This window comes from Acinetobacter pittii (assembly GCF_034064985.1).
GTDB lineage: Bacteria > Pseudomonadota > Gammaproteobacteria > Pseudomonadales > Moraxellaceae > Acinetobacter > Acinetobacter pittii_H.
Genome location: NZ_CP139249.1, coordinates 2,480,406 through 2,505,538 on the forward strand (window position 1 = coordinate 2,480,406; position 25,133 = coordinate 2,505,538).

23 protein-coding genes and 1 tRNA gene are annotated in these 25,133 nt (G+C 38.2%); 10 read left to right on the plus strand and 14 right to left on the minus strand.

The window, feature by feature from the left end; genetic code table 11:
- Positions 1-61: 61 nt before the first annotated feature.
- Positions 62-1,435, minus strand: a complete 1,374-nt coding sequence (gene dos / locus SOI76_RS11790; protein ID WP_104080239.1) for an EAL domain-containing protein — start codon at positions 1,433-1,435, stop codon at positions 62-64.
- A gap of 352 nt (positions 1,436-1,787) precedes the next feature.
- On the opposite strand from dos, the gene SOI76_RS11795 reads away from it, so the two are divergent.
- The 3 genes from SOI76_RS11795 to SOI76_RS11805 all read left to right on the plus strand — a co-directional run bounded on the left by SOI76_RS11795 (position 1,788) and on the right by SOI76_RS11805 (position 4,479).
- On the plus strand, positions 1,788-2,486 hold the full coding sequence (locus tag SOI76_RS11795; RefSeq protein ID WP_104080238.1) for a DUF1826 domain-containing protein: 699 nt from the start codon (positions 1,788-1,790) through the stop codon (positions 2,484-2,486).
- 216 nt (positions 2,487-2,702) lie between these two features.
- Positions 2,703-3,731, plus strand: coding sequence for a MerR family transcriptional regulator (locus SOI76_RS11800; RefSeq protein WP_104080237.1), 1,029 nt, complete (start codon positions 2,703-2,705; stop codon positions 3,729-3,731).
- A gap of 310 nt (positions 3,732-4,041) precedes the next feature.
- Positions 4,042-4,479: a DUF2147 domain-containing protein gene (locus SOI76_RS11805; RefSeq protein ID WP_104080236.1), complete on the plus strand. Its 438-nt coding sequence runs from the start codon at positions 4,042-4,044 to the stop codon at positions 4,477-4,479.
- Positions 4,480-4,995: 516 nt separating this feature from the next.
- Here the strand turns inward: SOI76_RS11805 and SOI76_RS11810 are convergent.
- A complete protein-coding gene (locus tag SOI76_RS11810; protein ID WP_032055919.1) occupies positions 4,996-5,310 on the minus strand; it encodes a hypothetical protein in 315 nt (104 codons plus the stop codon).
- 117 nt (positions 5,311-5,427) lie between these two features.
- Positions 5,428-5,886: a hypothetical protein gene (locus SOI76_RS11815; RefSeq protein ID WP_032055920.1), complete on the minus strand. Its 459-nt coding sequence runs from the start codon at positions 5,884-5,886 to the stop codon at positions 5,428-5,430.
- 723 nt (positions 5,887-6,609) lie between these two features.
- On the opposite strand from SOI76_RS11815, the gene mutS reads away from it, so the two are divergent.
- From mutS to SOI76_RS11840, 5 genes are all read left to right on the plus strand, one after another.
- Positions 6,610-9,249 (plus strand): DNA mismatch repair protein MutS, encoded by a 2,640-nt coding sequence (mutS, locus tag SOI76_RS11820; RefSeq protein WP_104080235.1) that lies wholly within the window; start codon positions 6,610-6,612, stop codon positions 9,247-9,249.
- Positions 9,250-9,310: 61 nt separating this feature from the next.
- Positions 9,311-9,841 carry a GNAT family N-acetyltransferase gene (locus SOI76_RS11825; RefSeq protein WP_104080234.1) on the plus strand — a complete coding sequence of 177 codons (531 nt, stop codon included), beginning with the start codon at positions 9,311-9,313 and terminating at the stop codon, positions 9,839-9,841.
- Positions 9,842-10,186: 345 nt separating this feature from the next.
- Entirely contained in the window at positions 10,187-10,510 is a 324-nt protein-coding gene (gene fdxA / locus SOI76_RS11830) for a ferredoxin FdxA (protein WP_002051033.1), read from the plus strand.
- 130 nt (positions 10,511-10,640) lie between these two features.
- The gene (locus tag SOI76_RS11835; protein ID WP_199937157.1) at positions 10,641-11,363 is read left to right on the plus strand and encodes a D-Ala-D-Ala carboxypeptidase family metallohydrolase; all 723 of its coding nucleotides are present in this window, start codon (positions 10,641-10,643) and stop codon (positions 11,361-11,363) included.
- 138 nt (positions 11,364-11,501) lie between these two features.
- On the plus strand, positions 11,502-12,170 hold the full coding sequence (locus SOI76_RS11840) for an O-methyltransferase (protein ID WP_104080233.1): 669 nt from the start codon (positions 11,502-11,504) through the stop codon (positions 12,168-12,170).
- Between the two features lie 116 nt (positions 12,171-12,286).
- Here SOI76_RS11840 and SOI76_RS11845 read toward each other — a convergent pair whose 3' ends face one another.
- From SOI76_RS11845 to kdsD, 11 genes are all read right to left on the minus strand, one after another.
- Positions 12,287-13,129, minus strand: a complete 843-nt coding sequence (locus tag SOI76_RS11845; protein ID WP_002115820.1) for a universal stress protein — start codon at positions 13,127-13,129, stop codon at positions 12,287-12,289.
- Between the two features lie 155 nt (positions 13,130-13,284).
- On the minus strand, positions 13,285-13,896 hold the full coding sequence (locus SOI76_RS11850) for a DapH/DapD/GlmU-related protein (RefSeq protein WP_104080232.1): 612 nt from the start codon (positions 13,894-13,896) through the stop codon (positions 13,285-13,287).
- Positions 13,889-14,488: an IMPACT family protein gene (locus tag SOI76_RS11855; protein ID WP_104080231.1), complete on the minus strand. Its 600-nt coding sequence runs from the start codon at positions 14,486-14,488 to the stop codon at positions 13,889-13,891. The genes SOI76_RS11850 and SOI76_RS11855 overlap by 8 nt, the downstream gene beginning before the upstream one ends.
- A 92-nt stretch (positions 14,489-14,580) precedes the next feature.
- Positions 14,581-15,771 carry an HlyD family efflux transporter periplasmic adaptor subunit gene (locus SOI76_RS11860; protein WP_057075330.1) on the minus strand — a complete coding sequence of 397 codons (1,191 nt, stop codon included), beginning with the start codon at positions 15,769-15,771 and terminating at the stop codon, positions 14,581-14,583.
- A complete protein-coding gene (paxB, locus tag SOI76_RS11865) occupies positions 15,768-17,909 on the minus strand; it encodes a type I secretion system permease/ATPase (protein WP_104080230.1) in 2,142 nt (713 codons plus the stop codon). Before paxB ends, SOI76_RS11860 begins: the two co-directional genes overlap by 4 nt.
- Positions 17,906-19,372, minus strand: coding sequence for a TolC family protein (locus tag SOI76_RS18690; protein ID WP_016141537.1), 1,467 nt, complete (start codon positions 19,370-19,372; stop codon positions 17,906-17,908). Before SOI76_RS18690 ends, paxB begins: the two co-directional genes overlap by 4 nt.
- Before the next feature lie 273 nt (positions 19,373-19,645).
- Positions 19,646-20,392 carry an LPS export ABC transporter ATP-binding protein gene (lptB, locus tag SOI76_RS11880; RefSeq protein WP_009389082.1) on the minus strand — a complete coding sequence of 249 codons (747 nt, stop codon included), beginning with the start codon at positions 20,390-20,392 and terminating at the stop codon, positions 19,646-19,648.
- Positions 20,392-20,940 carry a lipopolysaccharide transport periplasmic protein LptA gene (gene lptA, locus SOI76_RS11885; RefSeq protein ID WP_002122334.1) on the minus strand — a complete coding sequence of 183 codons (549 nt, stop codon included), beginning with the start codon at positions 20,938-20,940 and terminating at the stop codon, positions 20,392-20,394. The genes lptB and lptA overlap by 1 nt, the downstream gene beginning before the upstream one ends.
- Positions 20,924-21,472, minus strand: coding sequence for an LPS export ABC transporter periplasmic protein LptC (gene lptC, locus SOI76_RS11890; RefSeq protein ID WP_045126504.1), 549 nt, complete (start codon positions 21,470-21,472; stop codon positions 20,924-20,926). The genes lptA and lptC overlap by 17 nt, the downstream gene beginning before the upstream one ends.
- Before the next feature lie 37 nt (positions 21,473-21,509).
- Positions 21,510-22,049 (minus strand): KdsC family phosphatase, encoded by a 540-nt coding sequence (gene kdsC, locus SOI76_RS11895; RefSeq protein ID WP_016141540.1) that lies wholly within the window; start codon positions 22,047-22,049, stop codon positions 21,510-21,512.
- Positions 22,050-22,052: 3 nt separating this feature from the next.
- On the minus strand, positions 22,053-23,030 hold the full coding sequence (gene kdsD, locus SOI76_RS11900) for a KpsF/GutQ family sugar-phosphate isomerase (protein WP_002122342.1): 978 nt from the start codon (positions 23,028-23,030) through the stop codon (positions 22,053-22,055).
- A gap of 213 nt (positions 23,031-23,243) precedes the next feature.
- On the opposite strand from kdsD, the gene cysS reads away from it, so the two are divergent.
- A complete protein-coding gene (gene cysS, locus SOI76_RS11905; RefSeq protein ID WP_104080229.1) occupies positions 23,244-24,665 on the plus strand; it encodes a cysteine--tRNA ligase in 1,422 nt (473 codons plus the stop codon).
- Positions 24,666-24,728: 63 nt separating this feature from the next.
- A tRNA-Gly gene (locus SOI76_RS11910) sits at positions 24,729-24,804 on the plus strand.
- Positions 24,805-25,133: the final 329 nt, after the last annotated feature.

Genomic DNA, 25,133 nt, shown 5'->3' on the forward strand with positions numbered 1-25,133 from the left:
TAAATAATATAGAGCCTCTTTTTAATTTCTATATCTACATGCTGAAAAATAGAGCTTTTGCCTATTTTTTAAAATGTGGCAACTGTTTCATAAAATCATTTAAAGATTTCGGGCATCCCCATAAATAACCTTGAAACTCAGTGCATCCACTGTCTTTAAAAGCATTAAATTGTTCAGGCGTTTCGATGCCTTCTACCAACACTCGGAGGTTCAGATCTAATCCAATTTTAATAATGCCTGTGACTAACTTATTACTACGCTTATCCTCCAAAGCTGCCTGTACAAAGCTACGATCAATCTTAATTTGTTTAATCGGCATCTTCTGTAAATAGCTTAAAGATGAATAACCTGTACCAAAATCATCAAGTGAAAGTTGAATTCCATTTTTTGATAGGAAATGCATTTTTTCGATGAGGCTTACACAATTATTTAAAGCAATATTCTCAGTAATTTCTAAAATGAGCCGAGATGGATTTATGCCGTATTGTAAAACCAAATCAATCAAAGTTTGCTCAAAGGTGGGCTGCATAAAATGATCAGCACTAATATTAATTGAAAGCGTTAGATCTTTAGTCTCGGCTTTTTTACTCCAATCTTGTAAAACTTTACAGCCTTGAGTTAATACCCATTCCCCAATCTCTGGCATTAATCCATAATTTTCAGCTGCTGGAATAAAATCTTGTGTTGGAACATGACCCAAAACAGGATGGCGCCACCTGAGCAGAGCTTCCGCACCAATTAGCGTTTCAGATGAATCTATTTGTGGTTGATAGAAAAGCTCAAATTGTTCCTTTGCAAGCGCTAAACGTAAGTCTTGCACCATGGTATTTTCGGTTTGTATCTCTAATTGCATAGTGTAAATTGAAATACAAATCATCAGTGTCGCCACACAAGTCGCAATCCACCCACCGTGGTCACGAATATCTTCAGATAACGGTATAGCGCTCTCAAGATTAAAAGAGCTGCCGCTAAAAAATATAAAACATCCGACCGACAATAGAATTAAAACGATTTGTAAATAGCTTGGATTTCTACGGTAATTTAAATACCCCAATATCGCTCCGGCAGGTAAAAATAATTGGGCCACCTGCGGACGGTCAGTGGTTGCCACATCAAAAAATAAGCAAAAAATCACTGGAAAAACAAGCAGAACGACTTGAGATAAAAGAATACCCGCTGAAATACGATTTATATAAATAAGAAAAAGGCTAAAAATGGAGATCAGCGTAAAAAAGATATCCATATAAACAATTAACCACATTTGTGCAAATGCGAAATATATGGTCCAAAACAAACAAAAAATAATACAAATAAAAATATTGGCTTTTGCTGCGATTGTAAGCTGCTGATCCTTTACGGTACGGTAATTTTTTCTGCGTTTTTTAAAGTAAGACGAAGCTATCATAAATAAATCAACCGTAAAAATATACTTCATAAACCCCAATCTTGATCAGTGATATGCCCTGTCAATTTTCACCAATAAAACCTAATGTTTTATTTACTTTTATAGGACTTCTCTTGAGACCATTGTTGTTTTAATTTTGGTGGTGCAGCCCGGTTATTTTATTGAATAATTTTGCTTTCAATCACCTTATTATTTTAAAGTATTATTCCCTAACGATACATGCTTCTAGCTAGCTGGCACAAGGCTTGAATACTAAAAGAAATTTACCGCAACTCTTTTCCCCTAGGCCCAATAATTCCCCCTTACCGCTCTAAAGTGGAATATTTTCAACAAAGCTCAGTGTATATTATGCGACTCGGCTTCTGGTTTATTTAATTCTCATATGCAAAACGCGTTTTCTGACAGTAATCAAATTAGAAAAGTTTCTAGCTTCCCTGAACTTGTAAATACACATTTTCAAGGAGAGACAAATGCGATTTGCTGGCACAGAAATTTGGTGGGCGACTTTAAAGAAATTGTGAATAAACTTGAGTTAAAAGAAAATATTACAGAAGTTTCCGTTGAAGACTTGTTAGCGCTACAACTTTCAGAAAAAGGTAATTTGGCCAGAAAAATTATTTTAGAAGATATCGAGCAGTTAACTGAATTTGGTGCCTCACCTGTCCTTAATTTACTTAAAAACTATGAGCGCGATGAAGAGCTAGATTTCATTTCAACAGATGTATATTCATTTCATGTTGATCGCTCCCCCATTGAAACCGACACCTTTTTATGTACCTATCACGGCGCTGCAAGCGATATTGTGCCAAATCACCAAGTTGAACAAAAAATTTTAATTCCAGAAATTAGAGAAAAGCTCAAAGAATTACATGATGGCCTAGATGCTGAGTTTGAAGCCTTCTTGGCAGAGTATTTTTTTGATTTGCATTATCAGCCTAAACCCGACGCTCAACCTGTAAATTTAGGCACGGGACATATTTGGCGATTAGCAGTAGATCATCCAACTCAAAAGGTTTTACCTTGTGTTCATCGAGCGCCTGTTGAAAAAGATGGGGAATATCGGTTGCTATTGATTTGCTAAATATATTGCCCCTCCATGACTGAAATGACTTGAAGTCATTTTTATCCAAAAAAACTGGCTTATCTAATCTTGCTTAAGACACCCCAACAATGAATAAAATAAATTTGAAGAGTGAATAAAGAAAAAAGAATCAAAAAATATGATTTAAAGTAGTTGACCCTCACGTAACGTAAGCCCCTAGCATAAAACACGCCTAAGGAAGAAGGAGCTAAAAAGATGCTGTTAAAAGTTGGTGAATTGGCTAAGCAAACAGGACTTACTGTCCGTGCTCTTCATCACTATGACGATATCGGTTTACTTCAGCCTTCGGTCCGTTCCGATGCTGGTTATCGACTATACACCCGTAAAGACATTACTCGTTTGCATCAGATTCAAGCATTACGAGGACTGGGAATGTCGTTAGCCGAAATCCATACGGTTCTTGAAGACCCCAATCTTGCGCTTTTACCGATTATTGATCAGCAGATTCAAGCTATTGATCAGAGACTGACCGAGCAACAGAAATTGCGAAATCAGCTCAGCAAACTTAAATCTCAGATCATAAATGGTGAAGAGCTTGGTTTGGAGGATTGGCTAAAAACACTGGAGCTTATAGCAATGTATGAGAAATACTTTACAAAAGAAGAGCTTGAAAAACTGACTTTCTTACAAGCAGGCACTAAGAGCCACCAAGAATGGCAAGAGTTAACTCAGGCAGCAAATACACTATTTAATGCTGGTGCACCATCCAACAGCGAAGCAGCTCAAGACCTAGCTCGAAAGTGGATGAAAACTCTTGAGCACAATACGCGAGCTAATCCTGAATGGCTGGTTAAATTAAATACCATAAATTCAGCCGAGCCTGAATTTCAGGAAAAATTGGGAGTAACGCCAGAAGTTGTTGAGTTTTTACTTAAAGCTTTTTCTGAGAGTAAGCTGAGTATTTTTGCGCGTTATTTATCTGACGATGAGTTTGCTTTTCTAAAAGAAAATTACATTCGTGAGATGAAAAAATGGCCTCAATTATTAGTCGATATTGAAAAATTGATTGATGCTGAGGTCCCACCAGATAGTGAAGGAGCAAAGCGTTTGGCACAGCAATGGCTTTCTATGCTACAAGGCTATGCTGGCAAAAATTCAAGTACTCAAGAAAAAATCCGTACCGCAATGCACAATGAACCAAGCCTTGCTGACGGAACTTGGCTCAAACCAGTGACTCTACAATTTCTGGAAAAAGCAGTAGCAGCACTAATGCGTGGTGCTTAGTTCTATCAAAGCAGCTGGCTACACCATAATTTGGTGTAGCTTTTTAAAAAACTCCCTATCTCTGAAATAATGATTTTTTATCCGTTACATTAATTCATTGATAATCTGCTCTTGAGATTCTGTTTAATCATTCTGTCAATTATCGCAATTGCATAAATAAATTGAACAAAATAATATTTCAATAAATAGATTATAACTTTACATATTGTTTAGCTTATAGATTCAATATTAAGAAGACTGTGAAGTTAAATTTAAAATGAATAATTCAGACCTTTAAAACCATCAAATTTTAATTTGAGAATATATTGATATGAAAAAATATTTATACTTACTTTTACTCAGCTTTTATTCAATTCATTCATTTGCTTCGGACAAAATACATGGCAGTGTTTGGAAAACAATTGATGATGCAACCAATCAACCAAGAGCACTGGTAAAATTTAGCGAAGATAAAAACGGCAACCTCTCTGCCAATATCGAAAAAATACTTGTTCCAAGTGAAGCCAACAAATGTACGATGTGTGAAGGCACTTATAAAAATAAATCTTTAATCGGTTTAACCATCGTCAAAAATCTAAAATATGTCGGCCAAAATAAATATGACAAGGGATCTATTCTCGACCCCCAGTCAGATAAGACATATCGCTTTAGCGTGACAGTATCACCAAGTGGCGAAAAACTTACCGCTCGTGGATACATTGGTATCTCTGCAATTGGCCGAAATCAAACATGGTATCGCGTTAAATAAGCTTCGAGAGCTTTAAAACTCTTTATTTATAAATCGCATGGTTTTGATGTAATTCATTTATCTCAATGGCCATGCAATTTTCTAAATTAATTTCAACCTCATCTTTTATAGTGTTCAAATTTAACCTGAGTTCCATTTTTATCCGGCCCTATAAAATTGACACATTTATGATCTGTTACCCTTCTCACACACTTGTTATCACTTATGATTTCACCAATTTTAGGTCTATACATGTGGAATTGCTCCATAATAAAGATGCGCTGTAAGAGTTATATAGATTTCTCAAAAATTAAAAATTCATTCTACACTTATATTTAATGAAAATTTTTTAAATTATAGGTATTAAAAAACCCGCTCCTCAATAAGAGAAACGGGCCACAAAAATAAAAACTTTCAGCGCAGTAATATATAAAATATATATTAAAAGTTTAAACATATAAATTCAATACATGTTTCATATTTTTTTAAAAAAATAACTCCTTCTCACAGAAAACTACATATAACTCAGAGAACCTTTTAAACCTCATCTTTATAGAAATATTCCCGAAGAATACTTTCTATAAATTCCAGCACAGCTTTAAGATCAGATCCATTTGGTACTTCACTCCAAGTAACAAAGTTCTCGACAGTACTACTCAATGACTCCGATTTAAAAGAAATGCCTTTTAGATCACTGACCACTGTTATAGTTGGTCCGTTATCACCAAATTCACTCCAACCTTCAATAAGTGGTAATAAAATTTTTTCTATATCAAATGATTTTTCTTTGTTCAAAATAAAGTGATGAGCCACCAAAATTTTTGCAATGTCTATAATTGCTTTATCTGCCATTTATTAACCTTTCATTATTTATATTTAATTTTCATTATTGAAAAAACCGCCCCAAGTGGCGGTAGCTGAATCAAATCAGCAGAATATAGAAGCATCATGAACTGACACTTCTATAATTTATGAAGGCACTTTATTTGATTTAATAAAGTCCTCAGATTTGAAATAACTAATAATCATGTCCGCATGTTCTTCCTTTTGAACAGCCTTCGCGACAGGTATTGAATCATGAGAGAACTTGAAACCCGGCGGTACAAACTGTGAAATAGGAGGTAATTTAGTTTTGCCTCCTTCTGTGATTCGTTCTATAAAACCAGCCAACCAAAGAAGATATTCACCTTCATTTTCAAATCTTGGCATAACGCTTAGATCAAGTTGAACTTTACACTCACTTAATGGCTTGGTTAAAAGTTCATCAAAATCAATATAGTTATATTTGAGCTTAAACTCTGTTCCTTTAATGGCTTTTCTAATTTGGCTGATAAGACAATTAAGGTTCTCAGCAATGTCATTAGTGTATAAGCCATCATTTTTAATCTTCTTATATACTTTCTCTGCTACAGCTAAATACTTTGGCATTACTTATCTCCGTACTATTGTTATAAGGTGCTAAATTATGAATATTCGTTGTTCTATAAGTATGATTATGGCCCAAGAAATGTATCGAAAAGTAAGTATATAAGAGTAGAATGTAAGTAATTAAAGCTTTAAGTAAGCTTTCCAAAAAAACACATAAAAAAATTATGGTTTTGATAACTAATCCGCAAAATTTATGGATGAATAGAGATAAAATGAAATATTTTTTAACAAGTTAATTTTACTTTTTGGTAAAAATAAAAATTATTTAATTAAATGTTTTCTCAAAATTTCCTATAAACCAATAGAAATAAAAAGCTTATTTTTCGATGAGCTTCTTTTTAGCTAAAAATGTGGTATGTAATATGCATAAAATAATTTTGAAACTGTAGATAAGCGAATTATAGATAAAAATAATCGATTATTACTTTTAATGAATTAGCTATTAGATGGGCTGGAAGGTTGCCTTCTTTTTGTTGCTTATTTCTTCATTCATTTTAGGAATCCTTTTTGTCAAACAGCCTCAATTTGTTAAGATGGCAACCGTGAGAGTTTAAGTTAAGCTCTCACACACTGTTGACTCAATTTTGACATAAAAAGATACACGAAAAGGTGTGCTTTTTTCTTACATTAGGTCAGTTTTGTACAGAAGTTGTTAGAATTGGTTGGACAGCCAAACTTTCAAAATTAACTTATTTATTATTTAAATTTAAGGATTTAACATACATGAATAGCGCTGAAATCATGGCTGACTTATCTTCTCATACACCTATGATGCAGCAATATCTCAAAGTTAAAACGGACTATCAACATGCGTTGCTGTTCTACCGTATGGGTGACTTTTATGAACTCTTCTTTGAAGATGCTCATTTAGCAGCCAAACTTTTAGGCATTACCTTAACCCATCGTGGCAAAGCCAGTGGCCGACCTATTCCAATGGCAGGAGTTCCCTATCATTCGGCAGAAGGTTATTTGGCGCGTCTTGTTAAAGCTGGGCGCACTGTCGCCATTTGCGAACAAGTTGGAGAAGTGACAGGTAAAGGCCCTGTTGAACGTAAAGTTGTTCGTATTCTGACCCCTGGTACATTAACTGATGACGCACTACTCAGCAGTTATCAATCATCTAATCTCGTTTCCTTATGCATTCATCAAAACCAGATTGGTTTTGCTTTACTCGACTTGAGTGCGGGTATTTTTAAAGTTCAACAACAAGATTACAAGCCAGAACAATTACCTATTGAGCTTGCACGTTTAATGCCAAGTGAAATCTTGATTGATGAAGACTTGGTCGACACCAATATTATCGAACAGATTAAAAAGCACTTAGATTGCCCTGTTACTAAACGTCCGAATGTAGACTTTAATCTAAATAATGCACAAAAAACTTTATGTGATCAGTTTACGGTATCAACACTTTCAGGTTTTGGTTTAGACCCATTACCTTTAGCCAAAGCTGCTGCCGCTGCACTCATTCACTATGCAAAAGAAACCCAAAAAACTGCATTACCGCATATTCGTTCAATCCAACTTGAACAAAGTACCGACTTTATTGCGCTCGACCCAATCACGCGCCGCAACTTAGAAATTATTGAACCGTTATTTGAACACGGAACATCATTATTCCAATTGGTAAATGACTGCCAAACTGCAATGGGTGGCCGTCTATTAAGCCGCACACTCATGCAACCTGTGCGTGATACTGCATTGCTTGATGCTCGTTTAGATGCGATTGAACAACTCATTCAGGGGTATCACGAAAACCCAGTTCGTTTAGTGCTTAAAGAAATTGGTGATATTGAACGTGTGCTTAGCCGTGTTGCACTAGGTAGTGCGCGACCACGTGATTTGGTGCAACTTCGTCATGCATGTGCACAAATTCCAGCTTTAAGAACGGCATTAACTCCAGTCATTCAAGCAAAAAAATCTAAGTTATTAGTTCAACTAGATGAAGAACTTGGCGATTTTAAAGCGCTTCATCAGCACTTGATGGCAGCGATTGTTGAAAATCCTCCTGTATTACTTCGTGATGGCAATGTAATTGCAGAAGGATATGATGCTGAGCTCGACGAATTACGTCAAATTCGCGATCATGCAGGTCAATTCTTAATTGACTTAGAAATTAAAGAGCGTGAACGTACAGGCATTAATACCCTTAAAATCGGTTATAACCGTGTAAGTGGTTACTACATCGAACTGACTCGTGCTCAAGCAGAACAAGCGCCAGCCGACTATATCCGTCGTCAAACTTTAAAGAATGCTGAACGCTACATTACCCCTGAGCTAAAGAGTTTTGAAGATAAGGTTCTATCGAGCGAGTCACGTGCCCTCTCACGTGAAAAAGCATTATTTGAAGCTTTGCTTGAAAACCTTCGTGAAAATATTGCCCATCTACAAATGATGAGTTCAGCAATTGCTCAAATTGATGTTATTGCAAACTTTACTCATCAAGCACGTTTAAACAATTGGGCGCGCCCTGAATTTACCCCCGAAACAGGCATTAAAATTCAGGCAGGTCGTCATCCTGTTGTTGAAGCATTAAATAAAGCACCATTTACCCCAAATGATACTTTCCTTGATGCTCAGCACCGCATGGCAATTATTACCGGTCCAAACATGGGCGGTAAGTCAACCTTCATGCGACAAACAGCATTAATCAGTTTGCTTGCTTATTGCGGTAGCTATGTTCCGGCGAAAGCAGTCAAACTTGGTCCAATTGACCGAATTTTTACCCGTATTGGTTCAGCCGACGACTTATCTACAGGCAAATCTACCTTTATGGTCGAGATGACAGAAACTTCGCAAATTCTTCACCATGCTACTAACCAGTCGTTGGTGTTAATGGATGAGGTGGGCCGTGGAACCAGTACCTATGACGGTTTATCTTTAGCATGGGCATGCGTGGTCGATTTAACTAAACGTGTAAAATGTTTATGTTTATTTGCCACTCATTATTTCGAGTTAACCGAACTTGGTAGTGAAGCAGGAATCGATAATTATCATGTGACAGCGCAAGAGCTTAATGGCAATCTGATTTTATTGCATAAGGTTCAGCAAGGCCCTGCGAGTCAAAGTCATGGTTTACAAGTTGCAAAATTAGCGGGTATTCCTGCCAATGTTATTAAAGAAGCGCAGAAGCGTCTGCGTATCTTAGAGAAACAGCAGCAACAACATCTACAAACTAGTTTTCAAAATGATTTGTTTGCTCCACCAGATGCAAGCTCTGGTTCACAAATCATAGAGAAAGTTGTCGAGATCGAAGTTTCATCCCCTGCTCTAGATTTACTTAAGCAAATTGAAGTCGATAATTTATCGCCCCGTCAGGCACTTGAACAACTCTACGAGCTGAAAGCTGCACTCAAATCTTAATAAAGCACTTCCGAATAAGCAGGCTTAGGTCTGCTTATTCGTATCGGAGAATAATATTTATATGATCTTAAGATCTTTGCAAAGTTCAGAAATTGATCTTATTTGGCAGCAGATTAGCCGCCGTGAATTAATTACTCAAAACTACATACAAAAACAGCAACAGCTAGAATTGGTTGATTGTTTTTTTGATGTACAAAATTGGGATTCATATCATCTAGAAAATGACCCGCCTAAACTCAAACAACTCTTTGCACAAGGTTCAATATTTATCGGTGCTTTTGACACCTCTGAAAAACTCGTTGGTGTGAGCGTAGTCTCAAACCAAGTTATAGCGGATTACCCTCACGCTAAATTACTCCACTATTTCTACGTCGATGCAGATCAGCAAGGTCAAGGTATTGGCGCCAAACTGATGCAAGCCGCAAAAGAATCGGCCAAGCAACTCGGTGCAAACCAACTCTATATTTCAGCAACTCCAAGTCGGCGCACTGTTGACTTCTATATGAAGCATGGCGCGCAACCATTAAGTGCTCCAGATCAACAACTTTGGCAGCTTGAACCCGAAGATATCCATTTACTATGTAACGTTTAGCGCTAAAAATTTAAGGGCTTTTTAACAAAAAGGCAGAAAATCAAAATTTATGAAAGAAAAAAATGAAAAGTTAAGGTATCTATTAAAATAGATGCCTTGACTTAAATGACATCTAAATAATTAAATAAAATATTTTTTAAGTTATTGTTTTATAAAATATATTATTATTTTAGTTTTATAGTTTCGCAACTCCTAAGGCTCAAAGATCTGTTTGATTATCAACGTATTAACTTATCTTCATATGCATGAATAAAGAATATCAATAAAAGCAATTGTTTGTTTACCCCTTTTTTGCCTAAAATAAGCTATTCAAAATGAAACCATATTTTTTAGGTAGCTGTCGCCATGACCTTTGTTGTCACTGAAAATTGTATTAAATGTAAATACCAAGATTGCGTAGAAGTTTGTCCTGTAGACTGTTTTTACGAAGGTCCGAATTTCCTAGTGATTAATCCGGATGAATGTATTGACTGTGCATTATGTGAACCAGAGTGCCCGGCAAATGCAATTTTCTCTGAAGATGAGTTACCTGAAGGTCAAGAAGTGTTTATTGAATTAAATGCTGAACTTTCTCAAAAATGGCCTAACATTACTCAAATTGGCGATCAACCAGCTGACCGTGAAGAATGGAACGGTAAACCTGATAAATTACAATATCTTGAAAAGTAATTTAAAAAAAGATCAGCAACCGCTGATCTTTTTTATACCCTATTCAAACATTTCATTGCAAATTCCTCGTAATTTGTGCACTGTTTTGCATTAAAATAGCCGCAATATTTATAAGTGCTTAATTTTTCTTATGCGGAAGTTTTTGCAGAGTTTGGTACCCTTATGCATAATCCCAGCGGTTATGGTAGGTTGTGTCAGCTCTCCCCAACACACAACAACAGGCAAAACCTCTCCAAGTGGTAAACGAATCTTTATTCCACAAGAGCGCGTTATTATCGAGCGCCCAATTCCCCCTAAAGTTGAGCCTGCATCTTATCGAAACTGGTTAAGTTCGGGTGAAAATTACCAGCGTGTGCGTGAGTACGAAAATTTCTTAACCCGAAACAACGTCGCAGGTATTGTGCCAAGCTTTGAGTTATTACGCTCAGCACGTGATTGGCAAAAATGTGGACGTTCAGAATATGCTGTGCCTAACCGCGAGCTATGGGGAAATTCTTTATCGACCCTACGCGTATTTAAATATTTAGTGGCAGCAAAAGTTCTTACCGACTTTGAAGTGACCTCGGTTTATCGAGATTTACCTTTAAATGAATGTGCGGGTGGTGCAAGCTCATCTAAACATTTATTTAACTCGGCAATCGATTTCCGTATTGGTCCTGAGTTTCCACAAGCTCAAGATTATGCATTTATCGAAAATACCAAGTTTAAACTTTGTCAGTTCTGGGCTCAGCATGGTCAAAGCTTAAATATGGGTATTGGCTTATATAGCTCAGGACAGATTCATATCGATACGCAAGGCTATCGTACTTGGGGCCCTGACCTCACCCGAAACAGTTCGATGTGTAATTTCTAATAAAAAAACTCCTTTCAACTGAAAGGAGTTTTTTTATTGTTCATTTCCCAATCAACCAAAATTTCTTGAACTGAAGATTTTTGCACTCTAGGCATAAACGTTTAAAATAGCCCGATCAACATATAGGTAAATTTGATTATGCAGCAGATGTGGACAGACATTGACCAATATATCGATTCACATTTAATTCCCGAAGACCCGCGACTCGAATATGCATTAAAGAATACCGATGAACACGGCTTTTCAAATCATCTTGCAGTGGCTCCTAACCAAGGAATGTTCTTGCAGATGCTTATTCAAATGAATAAATGCAAACGAGTCTTAGAAATCGGAACTTTTGCTGCATACAGTACCATCTGGTTAGGCCTTGCTTTACCTGAAGATGGTTATTTACTCACAATAGAAGGCCGTGCTACTCATGCAGAAATGGCTCAGAAAAATATCGACTATGCTAATCTTCCGGTAAAAGTCGATCTGCGAGCTGGCCGCGCTGCAGATATCCTTTCTGCGATTGATCCTCAATCTATCGAGCCTTTTGATTTTATTTTCATTGATGCTGATAAACAGGGTTATCCTGAATATTTAGAATTGAGTTTGAAATTTTCGAGATCTGGTACGATTATCGTGCTCGACAATGTAATTCGCGCAGGTGATATTTTAAATCCTGAGAATAAAAAACCGAGTATTGAAGGCATCCGTGAAATGTTTAAAGCCTTAGAAAACCATCCGCAAATATTGTCTTGTACAGCTCTGCAAACGGTTGGCTCAAAAGGTCATGATGGCTTCGCAATTGCAATTGTGAAATAATGGTTAAAAAATCATCTTTTTTATTTTATTATTTATAATCAATTAATTACTTTTATTACTGTTGCTTTTCCATATAGTTATCCACAAGATTTGCGGATAACTATATGCAAATCTCATCATTTAGCCACAAGTAACGGTACAGTCGCGTTTCGGAATATAGTTGTCGCAATACTTCCCAAGAAGAACTGGTGAATTTTGCTATGGCTAAATGCCCCTAACACAATGATCTGAATACCATGCTCTTGTTGGTACTCTAGAATATTTTGTGCAACATCGCCATAACGGTAAACGGTGACTACATCTAGACCCGCTTGTTTAAGATAATGCTCTGGTTCATTTAATATTTCTGGATGATCCCCTACATACACCAAATGACATTGCAGTGTTCGCAATAAGTCACTTTGGGCAATACGGCGCATCATTTTTTGGCATGTTGGCGAGTATTCATAAGCAAAGATAAATCGGGTTGGGACTTTAAAGTTTTCACCAATGGTCAACACAGTACAATTCGCACCACGAATGAAGTTTTCGACATTACTACCAATTGGTTTATGTTTTTCGGCGGCTCTTTCCCCGACTCGACCTAAAATGACGATATCATTTTCATGTAAGAGATTAAAACTTTGCTCTAAAAAATCACCTTTTTCTTGGATTTTTGAACTGGTAATTCCGTGTTTTTCTTGAATAAGATCAGAAATGTGACGGAGTAAATTATTACTATAATCTAACGCGAGTTCACTTTGTTTTTGCTCTAGCTCAGCTAACTCTTTTAGCAGCATTGCATTGCTTTCAAAGCCGATTACCCCACTAATTTCACCGAGATGATAACTGGCTGGGTAATAGTCCAGAATTTGTAATAATACAAGTTCCCGTCCAGTTGCTTTAGCAACCCATGCTGCTGCATCGGCAATAGCATTAATACACGGTGATGAGTCAATACACGCAATAACACGGTTCATGTTAGCCTCTCTTCTTCAGGTCTATTGCCTTGGAGATTATTATTAAAACTTAGCTTTAACTTAACATAGATAAAAATTGGTATGTTAAGGTTTATGTATAAAAACCAACTTTTTTGTTTAAAGATCAAACATTTTATTACATTCTTAAAACTGCATTATTCTCTTAAGCGAATAAATTTTGCGGGATTCCCACCCACAATATGGTACGGCTCAACATCTTTGGTCACCATACTATTCATCCCGACCACAGCATGTTTACCGATTTTTATACCATCTTTGATCCCCACATGTGCACCCAACCAAGCGTCCTGCTCAATTTCAATTCCTTTAGAAGTAACCGGCTGTTGGTAAAGCGGACGGTCTAATTGCATCCCGTGGTCAAATGCATATAAATGACAATATGCTGCAATTCGGACTTGGTCATGCAACTTTATGCCCGCTCGCCCACCATCTAAAATACAATGATGATTTATTGCGACTTCGTTACCGATTTCAAGCGGTCCATGCAATGTGCAATCAGCCGCAATAAAACTATTATCGCCAATGATAATTTTGCGCCCCGGCTCAGCAAAAATGTGTGCCAAAGGTGAAATAAAACAATTTTCACCAATCTCAACGGTTTCCATATCCATTAAATAAGCTTGATATTCTTTTTGCCATTCTTCGGCCCAAGCACGATGTTTAGGTTTTAAACTCCAATATAACCATGGCATATAGTTTAAGCGGTGTTTATGTTGCTCACGATATTTGAGTAAGGAATCAGTCATCAGTTAATTCCTCTTCTATTTTTAATTCTTCACGACCACGTGTAACATCTCTAAGTTTTAACGCCAGCGGTTCAATTTGATGTATTTGTAGCCTTGCTTCAATATCTACACCTGTTGCCGTGTAAGTTTCCTGATATTCAATTTGTTGTTGAGTCAGCTCATATTGAAATATGGCCCATTCATTAAAATGGCAAGAAAAATGAATCGTCTTCTTGGCAATGAGTTCAATACGTTCAGCCAACAGTAAACATTGTCCAGCACAGCCACCATAAGCTCGTACAAGGCCGCCTGTTCCTAGTTTTATTCCACCATACCAACGGTTAACCATCACAATAATATTAGTTAAGTCATTCCCTTCAATGGTTGCCAAGATTGGACGCCCTGCTGTGCCTGACGGCTCACCATCATCGTTAAAGCGTACGTTATGCCCAATTTTCCATGCCCAACATTGGTGAGTGGTCGAGATATCTTTGTTGTGTTCTAAAAATTCTTTAACTTGCTGTTCATTTTCGACTGGTGCAGCGATGGTCTGAAATCTGCTTTTTTTAATTTCTTCTTCAAATGTAATCTGTGATGCAATCGTAAAAGCCATAAATTAAATAAAGCATAATAAAAATCAAATTATAACGTGAATTTAAAAGAATCAAACCCATAAAAAAGCCCCGAATCTCGGGGCTTTTTTTATTATCTTTCTCGTAATGCTTCTTTGGCTTTATTAAATGGTTTAAGTAAGTAATCCAGTACTGTTTTTTCACCAGTACGAATATCTACTGTTGCCACCATACCCGGCGTAATTCCAAAAGCCTTACCTTCTTTATTATAAAGCTTGTCAGAATCAGTGCGGATATAAACACGGTAATAGAATTGGTCTTGTTTAACCTCATCACGAATCGTGTCGGGTGAAATAACCGTAACTTTACCTTTTAGACCACCATAAATTGAGTAATCGTAGGCAGTAATCTTAACCAGAGCTTCTTGTCCTGGACGAATAAAGGCAATGTCACGCGGCAAAATACGCGCTTCAATCAGCAGTTGTTCATCGATTGGTACAATCGTCATCAATTTACCGTTTTGTGGAATAACCCCACCATGCGTAGTCACCGCAATTTCTTTTACAACCCCACGTACTGGTGCTCTAAACACTGCACGATCTAAACTGTCACTACGGCCCAGTACGATTTGTTGCTGTGTTTTACTATCAGTCGTAGCCTTAGATAGCTCTTCACGCGCTTTCACATAATACTGGTTCTGCGCATCATTCATTTTGTTTTGCAGATCATTTGCTTCACGACGTAGACGTAAAACCTCGACCTCACTTGCTGCACCTTTTGCAACTAACGGCTCTGTCATTGCCAGTTCTTGTTGTACCAGTTGTAAAGCCTGTCTTAAACCTGCAAGCGTTTGCTCAAGATCAGCGCGACGCGAACGATATAGCGCTGTTTCTTCTTGTACAAGCTTTGGTTCTTTCATCACAATTTCAGGAAAAACCAAAGGCGTACCATTTACTTCCGCACGCAAACGCGCTGCTGTCGCTTGAGCAGAGATCAGTAAAGATCTTGATTCACCGACATTTGACGCAAAACGGGTTGGATCGAGCTGTGCAAGAACTTGTCCTTTTTGAACAATGTCGCCTTCTTGTACATTCAGCTTGGTTAAAATACCACCTTCTAAAGACTGGATCACCTGCTCTTTAGAGGATGGAATCACTTTACCCGTACCAGTAGAAACTTCTTCAAGTTTAAATACCCATGCCCAGATAAAGAAAATAACCAAACCGATTCCCACAATCCAGATCACTAAACTGGCGCGTGGTAATGGTGGCTCACTATAAGAGACATTCATTGAACGGGTGAGTTCTTGTTGTTGTTCGCTCATGAATTACCCCCTTGGCTTACTTGTTTTTGTTGGGCTGTTGATTGATTAAGGACCTGATCTCTTGGACCATCCATCACGATTTTGCCTTCGTTAACGACAATAATACGGTCCACCAGATCTAAAACAGCTCGGCGGTGCGTCGCAACGACCAAAGTACGATGTGCTAGCCAAACTTTTAAATGATCAATCAGTTGTTTCTCTGCCACATCATCAATCGCTGCTGTCGGTTCATCCAACAGTAAAATGTTAGGTTGACGAATCAATAGACGTGCCAGTAACAATGCTTGTTTCTGACCACCAGAGAAACCAACACCACCTTCTAAAATCAGGTGATCTAACCCTTCTTTTTTCTCTTGAACAAAAGGTAATGCACCAGTCACCACCAAAGCACGAAGAATATCTTCATCTGTTGCAAGTGGTGCACCTAAAGTCAGGTTTTCACGAATCGTACCGTAGAAAAGATGTGCATTTTGGTTGAGTAGGCCCATATCACGGCGTACATCAGACGGATCAATTAAAGAAAGATCAAGACCATCTAAGTGCACTGCACCTTGAGTTGGAACTTGCATACCAGATAGAAGTTGAAGCAGTGTCGATTTACCTGCACCATTACGACCTAAGATTGCAATTTTTTCACCAGCACGAATTTTTAAATGACGAATGGCCAAACTCGGTTTCGGGTCTTCTTCTCCATATTGGAATAAGACATTTTTTAATTCGTAATCGCCATTTAAAACGGCCTTGTGAACCAGATGCGAGCGGTCCGCCTGATCGATTGGGCGCTGCATGAGTTCATCAAGACTTTGTTTTGCAACTTTTGCTTGCTGTAACCGGCCTAACACACCTGTAATTTGTGCAACTGGGCCTAACATACGTGAAGATAAGATTGAACACGCAACTAAAGCACCCGTAGTCATTTCACCTTCCATCACGGCAAAACATCCCACTAGCACCACAATTGCATAGGTCAAGCCTTGTAGCATTTGAGTCCATGCCATTAAGGTCCCAACAATTTTACGCTGTCTCATCCCGATATCGGCTGAAACTTCGTTCATGTGGTTCCACTGGTTTTGGAAACGAGACTCAGCACGTAATAACTTGATATCTTCAATACCTTGCACCGCTTCAACAAGAATCGCGTTACGGATTGAGGATTCTCTCATACCCTCTTGTGCGAGTTGCGCCAGTTTCTTCTGCGCCAGAATACCTGGCAAAAGCATAAGGGGTACAACCAGCAACATCACCCAAAACAGTTTTCCACCAATAATAGCAAAGATGATTAGGAACAGGAAAAAGAATGGGAAATCGGCAATGGCACTAATGGTGGTTGATGTCACCAACTCGCGAACGCCTTCGAGTTCACGAATCTGGGAAATAAAACTACCAGTAGATTTTGAACGATCTTTATTTTTGATACGTAAGGCATGACCAAATACACGGTCAGAAACACGTAAGTCAGCACGTTTACCAATAATATCGGATAAATACACTCGCGATATACGTAAGGTAAACTCAAAAAGAGCTGCTATCAGTACACCACCTGCCAGCACCCATAAAGTCGGAATAGACTGAGAAGGTACAACGCGGTCATACACTTGCATTGAGAAAATAATGGTTGCCAGTGCCAATACGTTGGCAATGAGTGAGGCAAACATAATATCAACGTAGCGTTTCCAGTCTCTTAGAACAATTGACCAGAACCAACTTGCTTCATACGGTTTGATATATTCATCAATACGTGCATCGGGAATAGATGTTTCAGGGCGCAGAATATAGACATTCTTAATTGTAGTTTTTAAAACATCTAAGCTTAAATTTTGAGAAAGGCCATGATCTCCACTAAATTGGATACTGACATTTCCTTGAGTATCAGCTTTATCAATTACACCGACTTGTCCGTCATTGAACTCGACCATGACAGGTAAACGCCATGGGTTGAGCAACTCTAAAGAAAATGGCACTTTACGTAAATTGAGTCCAACTTGACGTGTAATGAGCTGTAAAACATCATCAAGGTTTTGATTTTGGTTCCAGTCAAGTTGTAAACGAATTCTTTCTTCTGAAGGCTCAATTCTATAATGTTTAGCAATCGTTAAGACTGCCTGTAACCAGGGCTGGTAGTTTATTTTTGTCATCATGGTTGTACTTCGAACCCCTGAATTGAAATATTATTTAAGTCATAAGCTTGGCGCGAACGTCCTGTTGCTGCAATGTATTGAACAATACTGCTGTAGATATCATAACGAGCTGTTTCGAGTTCTGAATTAGCACTATGAATCGCTTGTTCGGCATTTAATAAGTCAACCAATGAACGTGTACCGAGTTTGTACTGCTCTTGATAAAGCTCACGTGTACGAACCGTCGTCGCTTGGCGATTTGCTAAAACCTGCATTTGTCGTTGTTTATTTTCAATTTGCTCACGGCTGGTTCTGATCTGATCTAGAACATCCAGATAAACAGAATTCACTTTAGATTTAGCGGCTTCTTCTGCATAACTCGCCATTTTTACCTGAGAAGAAACTGCCCCACCTTGATAAAACTGACTGGTTGCTTCAAGCATGACCGAACTATATAGACCGTCATCTTCATCATTATTTGGATTTTTGCCATTAATGGCCTGACTCAAAGAACCTTTGACTGCCAAAGTTGGATAACGTGTTAAACGGGTCTGCTCTTTTTGCGCTTTAGCGACTTCAATACCCGCTTGGGCTGCGATCATTTTTGGAATGGTATTAAACTGAGGTTCACCATATAAATCAGATACTTTCACCAAATCATCTGAAATAATCCATCCCGTTCGAGAAACATCGCCACCCAATAATGTTCTTAAATGCTGCTGATATTGACGTAACAATGATTGCTGAGCAATCAGACCAGACTGAGCAGCTTGCAAATAAGATTGGGCTTGAATTGGATCGGCTTGACTACTAATACCAGCATTTGCACGTAAATTAGCGATTTCCTGAATTCGCTGAATACCTGCAATTTGCTGTTCGGCAATTTTATTTAATTGAAGATAGCGCTGAATATTAATAATCGACTGTGCGACATCAAGTGCAATATCATCAATGCTGACCAGAACATTGGCCTGCTCGACTTGCAGCTTAGCCTTCTCAACCGATACACCTGATTTCACTTTACCAAAATCATAGAGCATTTGAGTTGCATTTAAAGTCAATAACTGCCGACCACGCTCACCACTGCTCAAGTCACCTGTGGTAATACCACCTGAAATTTGAGGGTAATAACCCGCCTTTGCAACATCAATACCGGCGTTTTGGCCAGCTAAAGTTGAAATGGCTTGGGAAATATCAGGGTTACGCTGGATTGCGATTCTCACCGCTTCCTGCAGAGTCATTTTCCTTGATGGTAGAGTTGAATAAGATGAAGCTGCTCGATCATTGAGTTGAACAGTCGGAAACTCCTGAACTCTAGAACGATCTAGCTTAAAATTACTCAGCTCTTGCATTTTAGCAACTTTAAATTCATCACTACTTTTAGGGGTAAAAAGCTGCGATAAGTTGTTTTTCAATGTGTGATATTGCTCACTTGGTTTAGCGGCATATATCACCATAGGTACATGCAATGTAGTTAAAAGCATCAACCCTTTCAGGAAAGCCGGCTTTTTACATGTCCTTTTTACTCTTCTCTGGTTATATCCAATCATGCTTGTCTTGTTGATCTTGTTTGTTATCGTTTAAAAGCTTCTACATTCTACATATTTTTTTGCATAAAGAAGCATAAATGAAGGAATAATTCACACATTATTTTTTCATCAATTGTTTAGACTAATTTATTGTTTTTAAAGTATAAATATAAAAAAACTAAAAAGAGACACTGACCTCTTTTTAGCCAAACAGATTAACTTTTTTGTTTAAACTGTAAAATCGTCACCTAAGTAGACTTTACGTACCTGTTCGTTATCCAGAATTTCTTGTGGCGTGCCTTCAGCAATTACCGCACCTTCACTCACAATATATGCACGTTCACAAATTGCTAGAGTTTCACGTACGTTATGGTCAGTAATGAGTACACCAATACCACGATCTTTTAAAGTCTGGATAATATCTTTAATATCACCTACCGAAATTGGATCGACACCAGCAAACGGTTCATCAAGCAACATAAATTTAGGATCAGCAGCCAATGCACGTGCAATTTCAGCACGGCGGCGCTCACCGCCCGACACACTCATACCCAATGAATCTTTAATATGACTGATTTTAAAGTCATTTAATAATTCAGTAAGACGTTGCTGGCGCTGCTGTTTATTTAAGTCTTTGCGTGTTTCTAAAATAGACATAATATTTTCAGCAATTGTGAGCTTTCTAAAGATAGAAGCTTCTTGCGGAAGATATCCGATGCCTTTACGTGCCCGTTCATGCATTGCCAAATCGGACATATCAAGATCATCAAGGTGAATTTCACCTTTGTCCATACGCACTAGTCCAACAACCATATAGAAGCTTGTTGTTTTTCCTGCACCGTTAGGGCCAAGCAAACCAACAATCTGTCCACTTTGCATACTAAAAGATACGTCTTTGACGACCCAACGTTTACTATAGTTTTTTGCTAAGTGCTTAATACACAAAGTTTGGGGTTGTTGAAGAGCTTGTTGCATTAGTCACGCGCTCCTGGGAAACTTTTTGAAGTTGATGGCGGAATAATAATTTGAACACGGTTTGATGATGAACCTTGAGCTTCAACATCGCCTTTGTTCATACTATATTTCAGTGAGTTACCACGAATACTTGAACCATCTTGATATAAATATGCACCACCAGTCAAAGTAATAATGCCTGTATCTGCATTATAAACAATGGTTTGACCCTCGCCTCGTGCAACGCCTTTGTCAGCACTAATTTGCTGCTGGAATTTAGACGGTCTACCTTTGGCAGTAATCGTTTGAATTTCACGTTTAGAGTTTAGAGTAGCCACAATTGAGTCGGCTTGAAGCTTCATCGTACCTTGCTCAATTACGACATTACCCGTATAAGTCGTTAAACCCGTTTTCTCATTATAAGTTGCACGGTCTGCTACTAACGAAATTTGTTGATTACGGTCAGACGGCAAAGCAAAAGTCGAAGCAGATGATAGAGCAACGAATGTAATTACCGCAGCTTGTTTTAGGAAAGCTGAAGAACGTTTTAAATTAAGACTTTGGTGCATACTTTCCTCGAATATTAAAAAATTCGTACTGACCATTATTCAAATTGGCTTTTAGTCCTTTGCTGACAAACTCGGCTTGCGGAGATTGAACAACCACTTGATGATTCGTTTCAATTTCTCTGGTTTTTGGATATCCAGTTAACTCATCAGTTTGGAATTCAATCTTCCCTTGTGGCGCAAGTTTAGTAGCAACCACATCGCCCGATAATATAACTTTACGGTTATCATCGTAGCCATTTGCCTGTTTTGCAAAGAACGTTGCATCAACTTTGCCATCTTTATACATTGAGGCATTAAGTTGATCCAACTTTGATGTTTTTTGTTGCATATCCTGTTCAAGCTGACGAACTTCAGCACGAATATACAAATTGCCTTGATCATCAGTTTGAGTCAAATGGACGCCCTGCGCTGAATATGTCATATTCTTCGCAGAACCAATGTCTAGTTTTTTTGCCTTGCCACTATAGTAGTAATAACCACCACTTATAGCAGCAACCACTACAGCAACAATTGATAAAACTCTGGTATCCATGAGCAGGAATAGCCTACCTTTTTAAGTAATCTTATTATTAATGCGGTACTGCAAGATATTTTTCAAGAAGTTCTTGGTAAATGCCTTTTGCGATCAGCAACATATCACAGACTTCACGTACAGCACCACGCCCACCCATCGATTGCGTAACCAAATGCGCACGGCGACGTACTTCTTCGTGACCATTTGGCACAGTAACACTCATGCCTGCAATCGCAAAAGCCGACAAATCAGGCCAATCATCACCCATATATAAGCAATCTGAAGGTAAAATATTAAACTGCGCACATGCTTCACGCAGTGCAGAACCTTTGTCTTCACGCCCTTGAAAGACCAGATCTACCCCTAAGTCAGACATACGCTTTTCAACAATATTACTTTTTCGGCCTGTAATAATGATGACTTTCATGTTCGCTTGCTGCACAAGCTTCATGCCTAAACCATCACGAATATCGAATGATTTAATTTCATCGCCACTATTGGTTAAGGTTACGAAGCCATCACTCAAAATACCATCAACATCCAGAACCAATGCCTGTAAATGACGTGCTTGTTCTAACAATGCATAAGATGCCATTGATTAATTTACCCCTGCCTGAATAAGGTCATGCATACTAATTACACCAATCACTTTGTTTTGGTCATCTACCACCACAAACTGACTAATTTTTTTCAGGTTCAGCTGTTGTAGAGCTTCTACCGCACGTGCTTCTTGAGAAATCGTTGATGGTTTTTTTGTCATCACTTCTGAAACAGGCAAATTCACATCGAAACCTTGCTGTTTATCAATTAAACGGCGCAAGTCACCATCGGTGAAAATACCAAGCAAATGTTCTTGTTCATCTACAATTGTCGTCAAGCCTAAACGTTTATTAGAGATTTCATAAAGCACTTGATTCATTGGTGTATCTGGTGAAACTTTTGGCAGCTCATCGCCTGTATGCATGAGGTGTTTTACATGTAAAAGTAAGCGTTTACCCAACGCACCTGCTGGATGCGAACGAGCAAAATCATCTGCGGTAAAACCACGTGCTTCAAGTAAAGCAACAGCCAGTGCATCACCCAATACTAAAGTTGCTGTAGTACTCGACGTAGGTGCTAAACCTAATGGACATGCCTCGTCAGATTCGCCTAAAGTTAAAGCGATGTCAGCATTTTGCGGCATTGGGCCTTTATCATCACGGCTAATGGTAATAAGAGGAACGCCAAGATGTTTGATGAGTGGCATCAACATCATGATTTCATCACTTTTTCCAGAATTGGAAATCGCAATTAAAACATCCCCACGAACCAGCATTCCCAAATCACCATGTCCAGCTTCACCCGGATGCATAAAGAAAGATGGTGTACCAGTTGAGGCGAAAGTTGCAGCCATTTTACGGCCAATATGCCCTGACTTACCCATGCCAGTGATCACAACACGACCTTTACACTGTAACAATATTTCACAAGCTCGGTTAAAACTGTCACCAATTTGTGTTGCTAACACGTCTAAGGCTTGTTGCTCAATACGCAATGTTGCTAATGCGCTGCTTTGGAAATCTGTAGGATTGGGCATACGAGTTTGACTCAAAATAATTGATCTGATCTCTTGTGAAGATCGGTGATTTTAATCAAAAGATTTGGGGGCATTCTAACATAACTCAATCATCTACACGTTTTTAAATGTATAAGATTTCACAAGCTTATAAAATTCTTGCATAAACCTTTGTGAAAAATGATGCATCAGTTATGATGTAACACTGTTTTTGTTGAGCGTTTGAAAACCCTTATGCAACCGTTTGTTTTATATAACTCTGAGCAACGAAAAAAAGTTGAATTTGTACCTCGCAAAGAAGGTCACATCGATATGTACGTCTGCGGTATGACCGTTTACGACTACTGTCATATCGGGCATGCTCGAGTTATGGTTGCATTTGACTACATTATTCGTTTCTTACGTAGTCAAGGCTGGAATGTTCGCTACATTCGCAACATTACCGACATTGACGACAAAATCATCAAACGTGCGAATGAGAATGGTGAAGCAATCCAACAACTCACCACTCGTTTCATTGATGCAATGAATGAAGATGCGGCGAACTTAGGCTGTTTAGCACCAGATGAAGCACCTAAAGCGACTGAATATATCGATCAGATGCAAAACATGATTGGCAATTTGGTCAACAAAGGCGCTGCTTACCCTGCTTCAAACGGCGATGTTTATTTTGAAGTCACCAAATTTGAAAAATATGGACGCCTCTCTGGTCGTAAGCTTGATGATATGCAAGCTGGCGCAAGTGAGCGTGTTGATGTAGAAGTTGAAAAGAAACACCCTTTTGACTTTGTACTTTGGAAACATGCAAAAGAAAATGAACCATCTTGGGCATCTCCTTGGGGTAATGGCCGTCCGGGTTGGCACATTGAATGTTCTGCAATGTCGACTTGCTGCTTAGGCAATCACTTTGACATTCATGGTGGTGGTTCAGATTTAATGTTCCCGCACCATGAAAATGAAATTGCGCAAAGTGAAGCTTCGACTGGTGAGCAATATGTAAACTACTGGATGCATGTTGGCTTCATTAACGTTGATGGTGAAAAGATGTCTAAATCTTTAGGCAACTTCTTTACGATTCGTGACGTGATGGAGAAATTCCACCCTGAAGTGATCCGCTACTTTATTGTGTCTTCACACTATCGTAGCCCTGTGAACTTCTCTGATGTAGCACTTAAAGAGGCAAAAACTTCTTTAACACGTTTCTATCATTCATTTAAAGCTTATCAACAAGTGTATGGTCAAACGACAACTGAAACGCTTGATCAAAGCTTTATTGAACGTTTTAACAATGCAATGTGTGATGATTTCAATACTGCCGAAGCAATGGCTGTGTTGTTTGAACTGAACAAAGAATTGAACCGTGCTGTAAAAGAAGAGCAAGCTGACCAAGCGACTGTGCTTTATTCGACATTACGTCACCTCACCAACATTTTAGGTTTGGTACAACACAATGTAGATGATTTCTTAAAATCAGATATTGGACAAGAAGCGCTTGCTTTGTCTGATGCTGAAATTGAAGAGTTCATTCAACAACGTGTTGATGCGAAAAAGGCAAAAGACTTTGCTAAAGCAGACGGTATTCGTCAGTCTTTACTCGACCAAGGTGTGGTACTTGAAGACACTCGCCAAGGGACAGTTTGGCGTCGTGCTGATTAACTGTTCAATTAAATCACAAGAGTGTTGACACTTTAGTGAAACACTCTATAATGTGCTCACATTGCGGGAATAGCTCAGTTGGTAGAGCATAACCTTGCCAAGGTTGGGGTCGCGAGTTCGAGTCTCGTTTCCCGCTCCAAAATTTAAAAACCACTTAATTCGAAAGGATTAGGTGGTTTTTTTATTGCTTTTCAGTTAACTAAAATCAGGCTACATCTGATTGTTTAATATCAAAATGACCTTAATAAAAAAATTCAAATTTCAATTCATTTCTATTTAATTCTTAATATCTAAGTCGTGCTTTAAACCTTCAGAAAATTTGCTTGTATTTTAATCCATTTAGATTAATATATTTAATCTAAATGGATTAATTTTTAGTGCAAAAAAGCACTAAATCCAGTTAACACGGTAAAAAGTTAACAATTTAAATAGCTTCAAAGGGAATGAGATATGAATAAAACTAAAAAA

Coding starts and splice junctions, on each gene's coding strand:
- dos (WP_104080239.1), bottom strand. CDS start 1,435: ATGAAGTATATTTTTACGGTTGATTTATTTATGATAGCTTCGTCTTAC.
- SOI76_RS11795 (WP_104080238.1), top strand. CDS start 1,788: ATGCAAAACGCGTTTTCTGACAGTAATCAAATTAGAAAAGTTTCTAGC.
- SOI76_RS11800 (WP_104080237.1), top strand. CDS start 2,703: ATGCTGTTAAAAGTTGGTGAATTGGCTAAGCAAACAGGACTTACTGTC.
- SOI76_RS11805 (WP_104080236.1), top strand. CDS start 4,042: ATGAAAAAATATTTATACTTACTTTTACTCAGCTTTTATTCAATTCAT.
- SOI76_RS11810 (WP_032055919.1), bottom strand. CDS start 5,310: ATGGCAGATAAAGCAATTATAGACATTGCAAAAATTTTGGTGGCTCAT.
- SOI76_RS11815 (WP_032055920.1), bottom strand. CDS start 5,886: ATGCCAAAGTATTTAGCTGTAGCAGAGAAAGTATATAAGAAGATTAAA.
- mutS (WP_104080235.1), top strand. CDS start 6,610: ATGAATAGCGCTGAAATCATGGCTGACTTATCTTCTCATACACCTATG.
- SOI76_RS11825 (WP_104080234.1), top strand. CDS start 9,311: ATGATCTTAAGATCTTTGCAAAGTTCAGAAATTGATCTTATTTGGCAG.
- fdxA (WP_002051033.1), top strand. CDS start 10,187: ATGACCTTTGTTGTCACTGAAAATTGTATTAAATGTAAATACCAAGAT.
- SOI76_RS11835 (WP_199937157.1), top strand. CDS start 10,641: ATGCGGAAGTTTTTGCAGAGTTTGGTACCCTTATGCATAATCCCAGCG.
- SOI76_RS11840 (WP_104080233.1), top strand. CDS start 11,502: ATGCAGCAGATGTGGACAGACATTGACCAATATATCGATTCACATTTA.
- SOI76_RS11845 (WP_002115820.1), bottom strand. CDS start 13,129: ATGAACCGTGTTATTGCGTGTATTGACTCATCACCGTGTATTAATGCT.
- SOI76_RS11850 (WP_104080232.1), bottom strand. CDS start 13,896: ATGACTGATTCCTTACTCAAATATCGTGAGCAACATAAACACCGCTTA.
- SOI76_RS11855 (WP_104080231.1), bottom strand. CDS start 14,488: ATGGCTTTTACGATTGCATCACAGATTACATTTGAAGAAGAAATTAAA.
- SOI76_RS11860 (WP_057075330.1), bottom strand. CDS start 15,771: ATGAGCGAACAACAACAAGAACTCACCCGTTCAATGAATGTCTCTTAT.
- paxB (WP_104080230.1), bottom strand. CDS start 17,909: ATGATGACAAAAATAAACTACCAGCCCTGGTTACAGGCAGTCTTAACG.
- SOI76_RS18690 (WP_016141537.1), bottom strand. CDS start 19,372: ATGCTTTTAACTACATTGCATGTACCTATGGTGATATATGCCGCTAAA.
- lptB (WP_009389082.1), bottom strand. CDS start 20,392: ATGCAACAAGCTCTTCAACAACCCCAAACTTTGTGTATTAAGCACTTA.
- lptA (WP_002122334.1), bottom strand. CDS start 20,940: ATGCACCAAAGTCTTAATTTAAAACGTTCTTCAGCTTTCCTAAAACAA.
- lptC (WP_045126504.1), bottom strand. CDS start 21,472: ATGGATACCAGAGTTTTATCAATTGTTGCTGTAGTGGTTGCTGCTATA.
- kdsC (WP_016141540.1), bottom strand. CDS start 22,049: ATGGCATCTTATGCATTGTTAGAACAAGCACGTCATTTACAGGCATTG.
- kdsD (WP_002122342.1), bottom strand. CDS start 23,030: ATGCCCAATCCTACAGATTTCCAAAGCAGCGCATTAGCAACATTGCGT.
- cysS (WP_104080229.1), top strand. CDS start 23,244: ATGCAACCGTTTGTTTTATATAACTCTGAGCAACGAAAAAAAGTTGAA.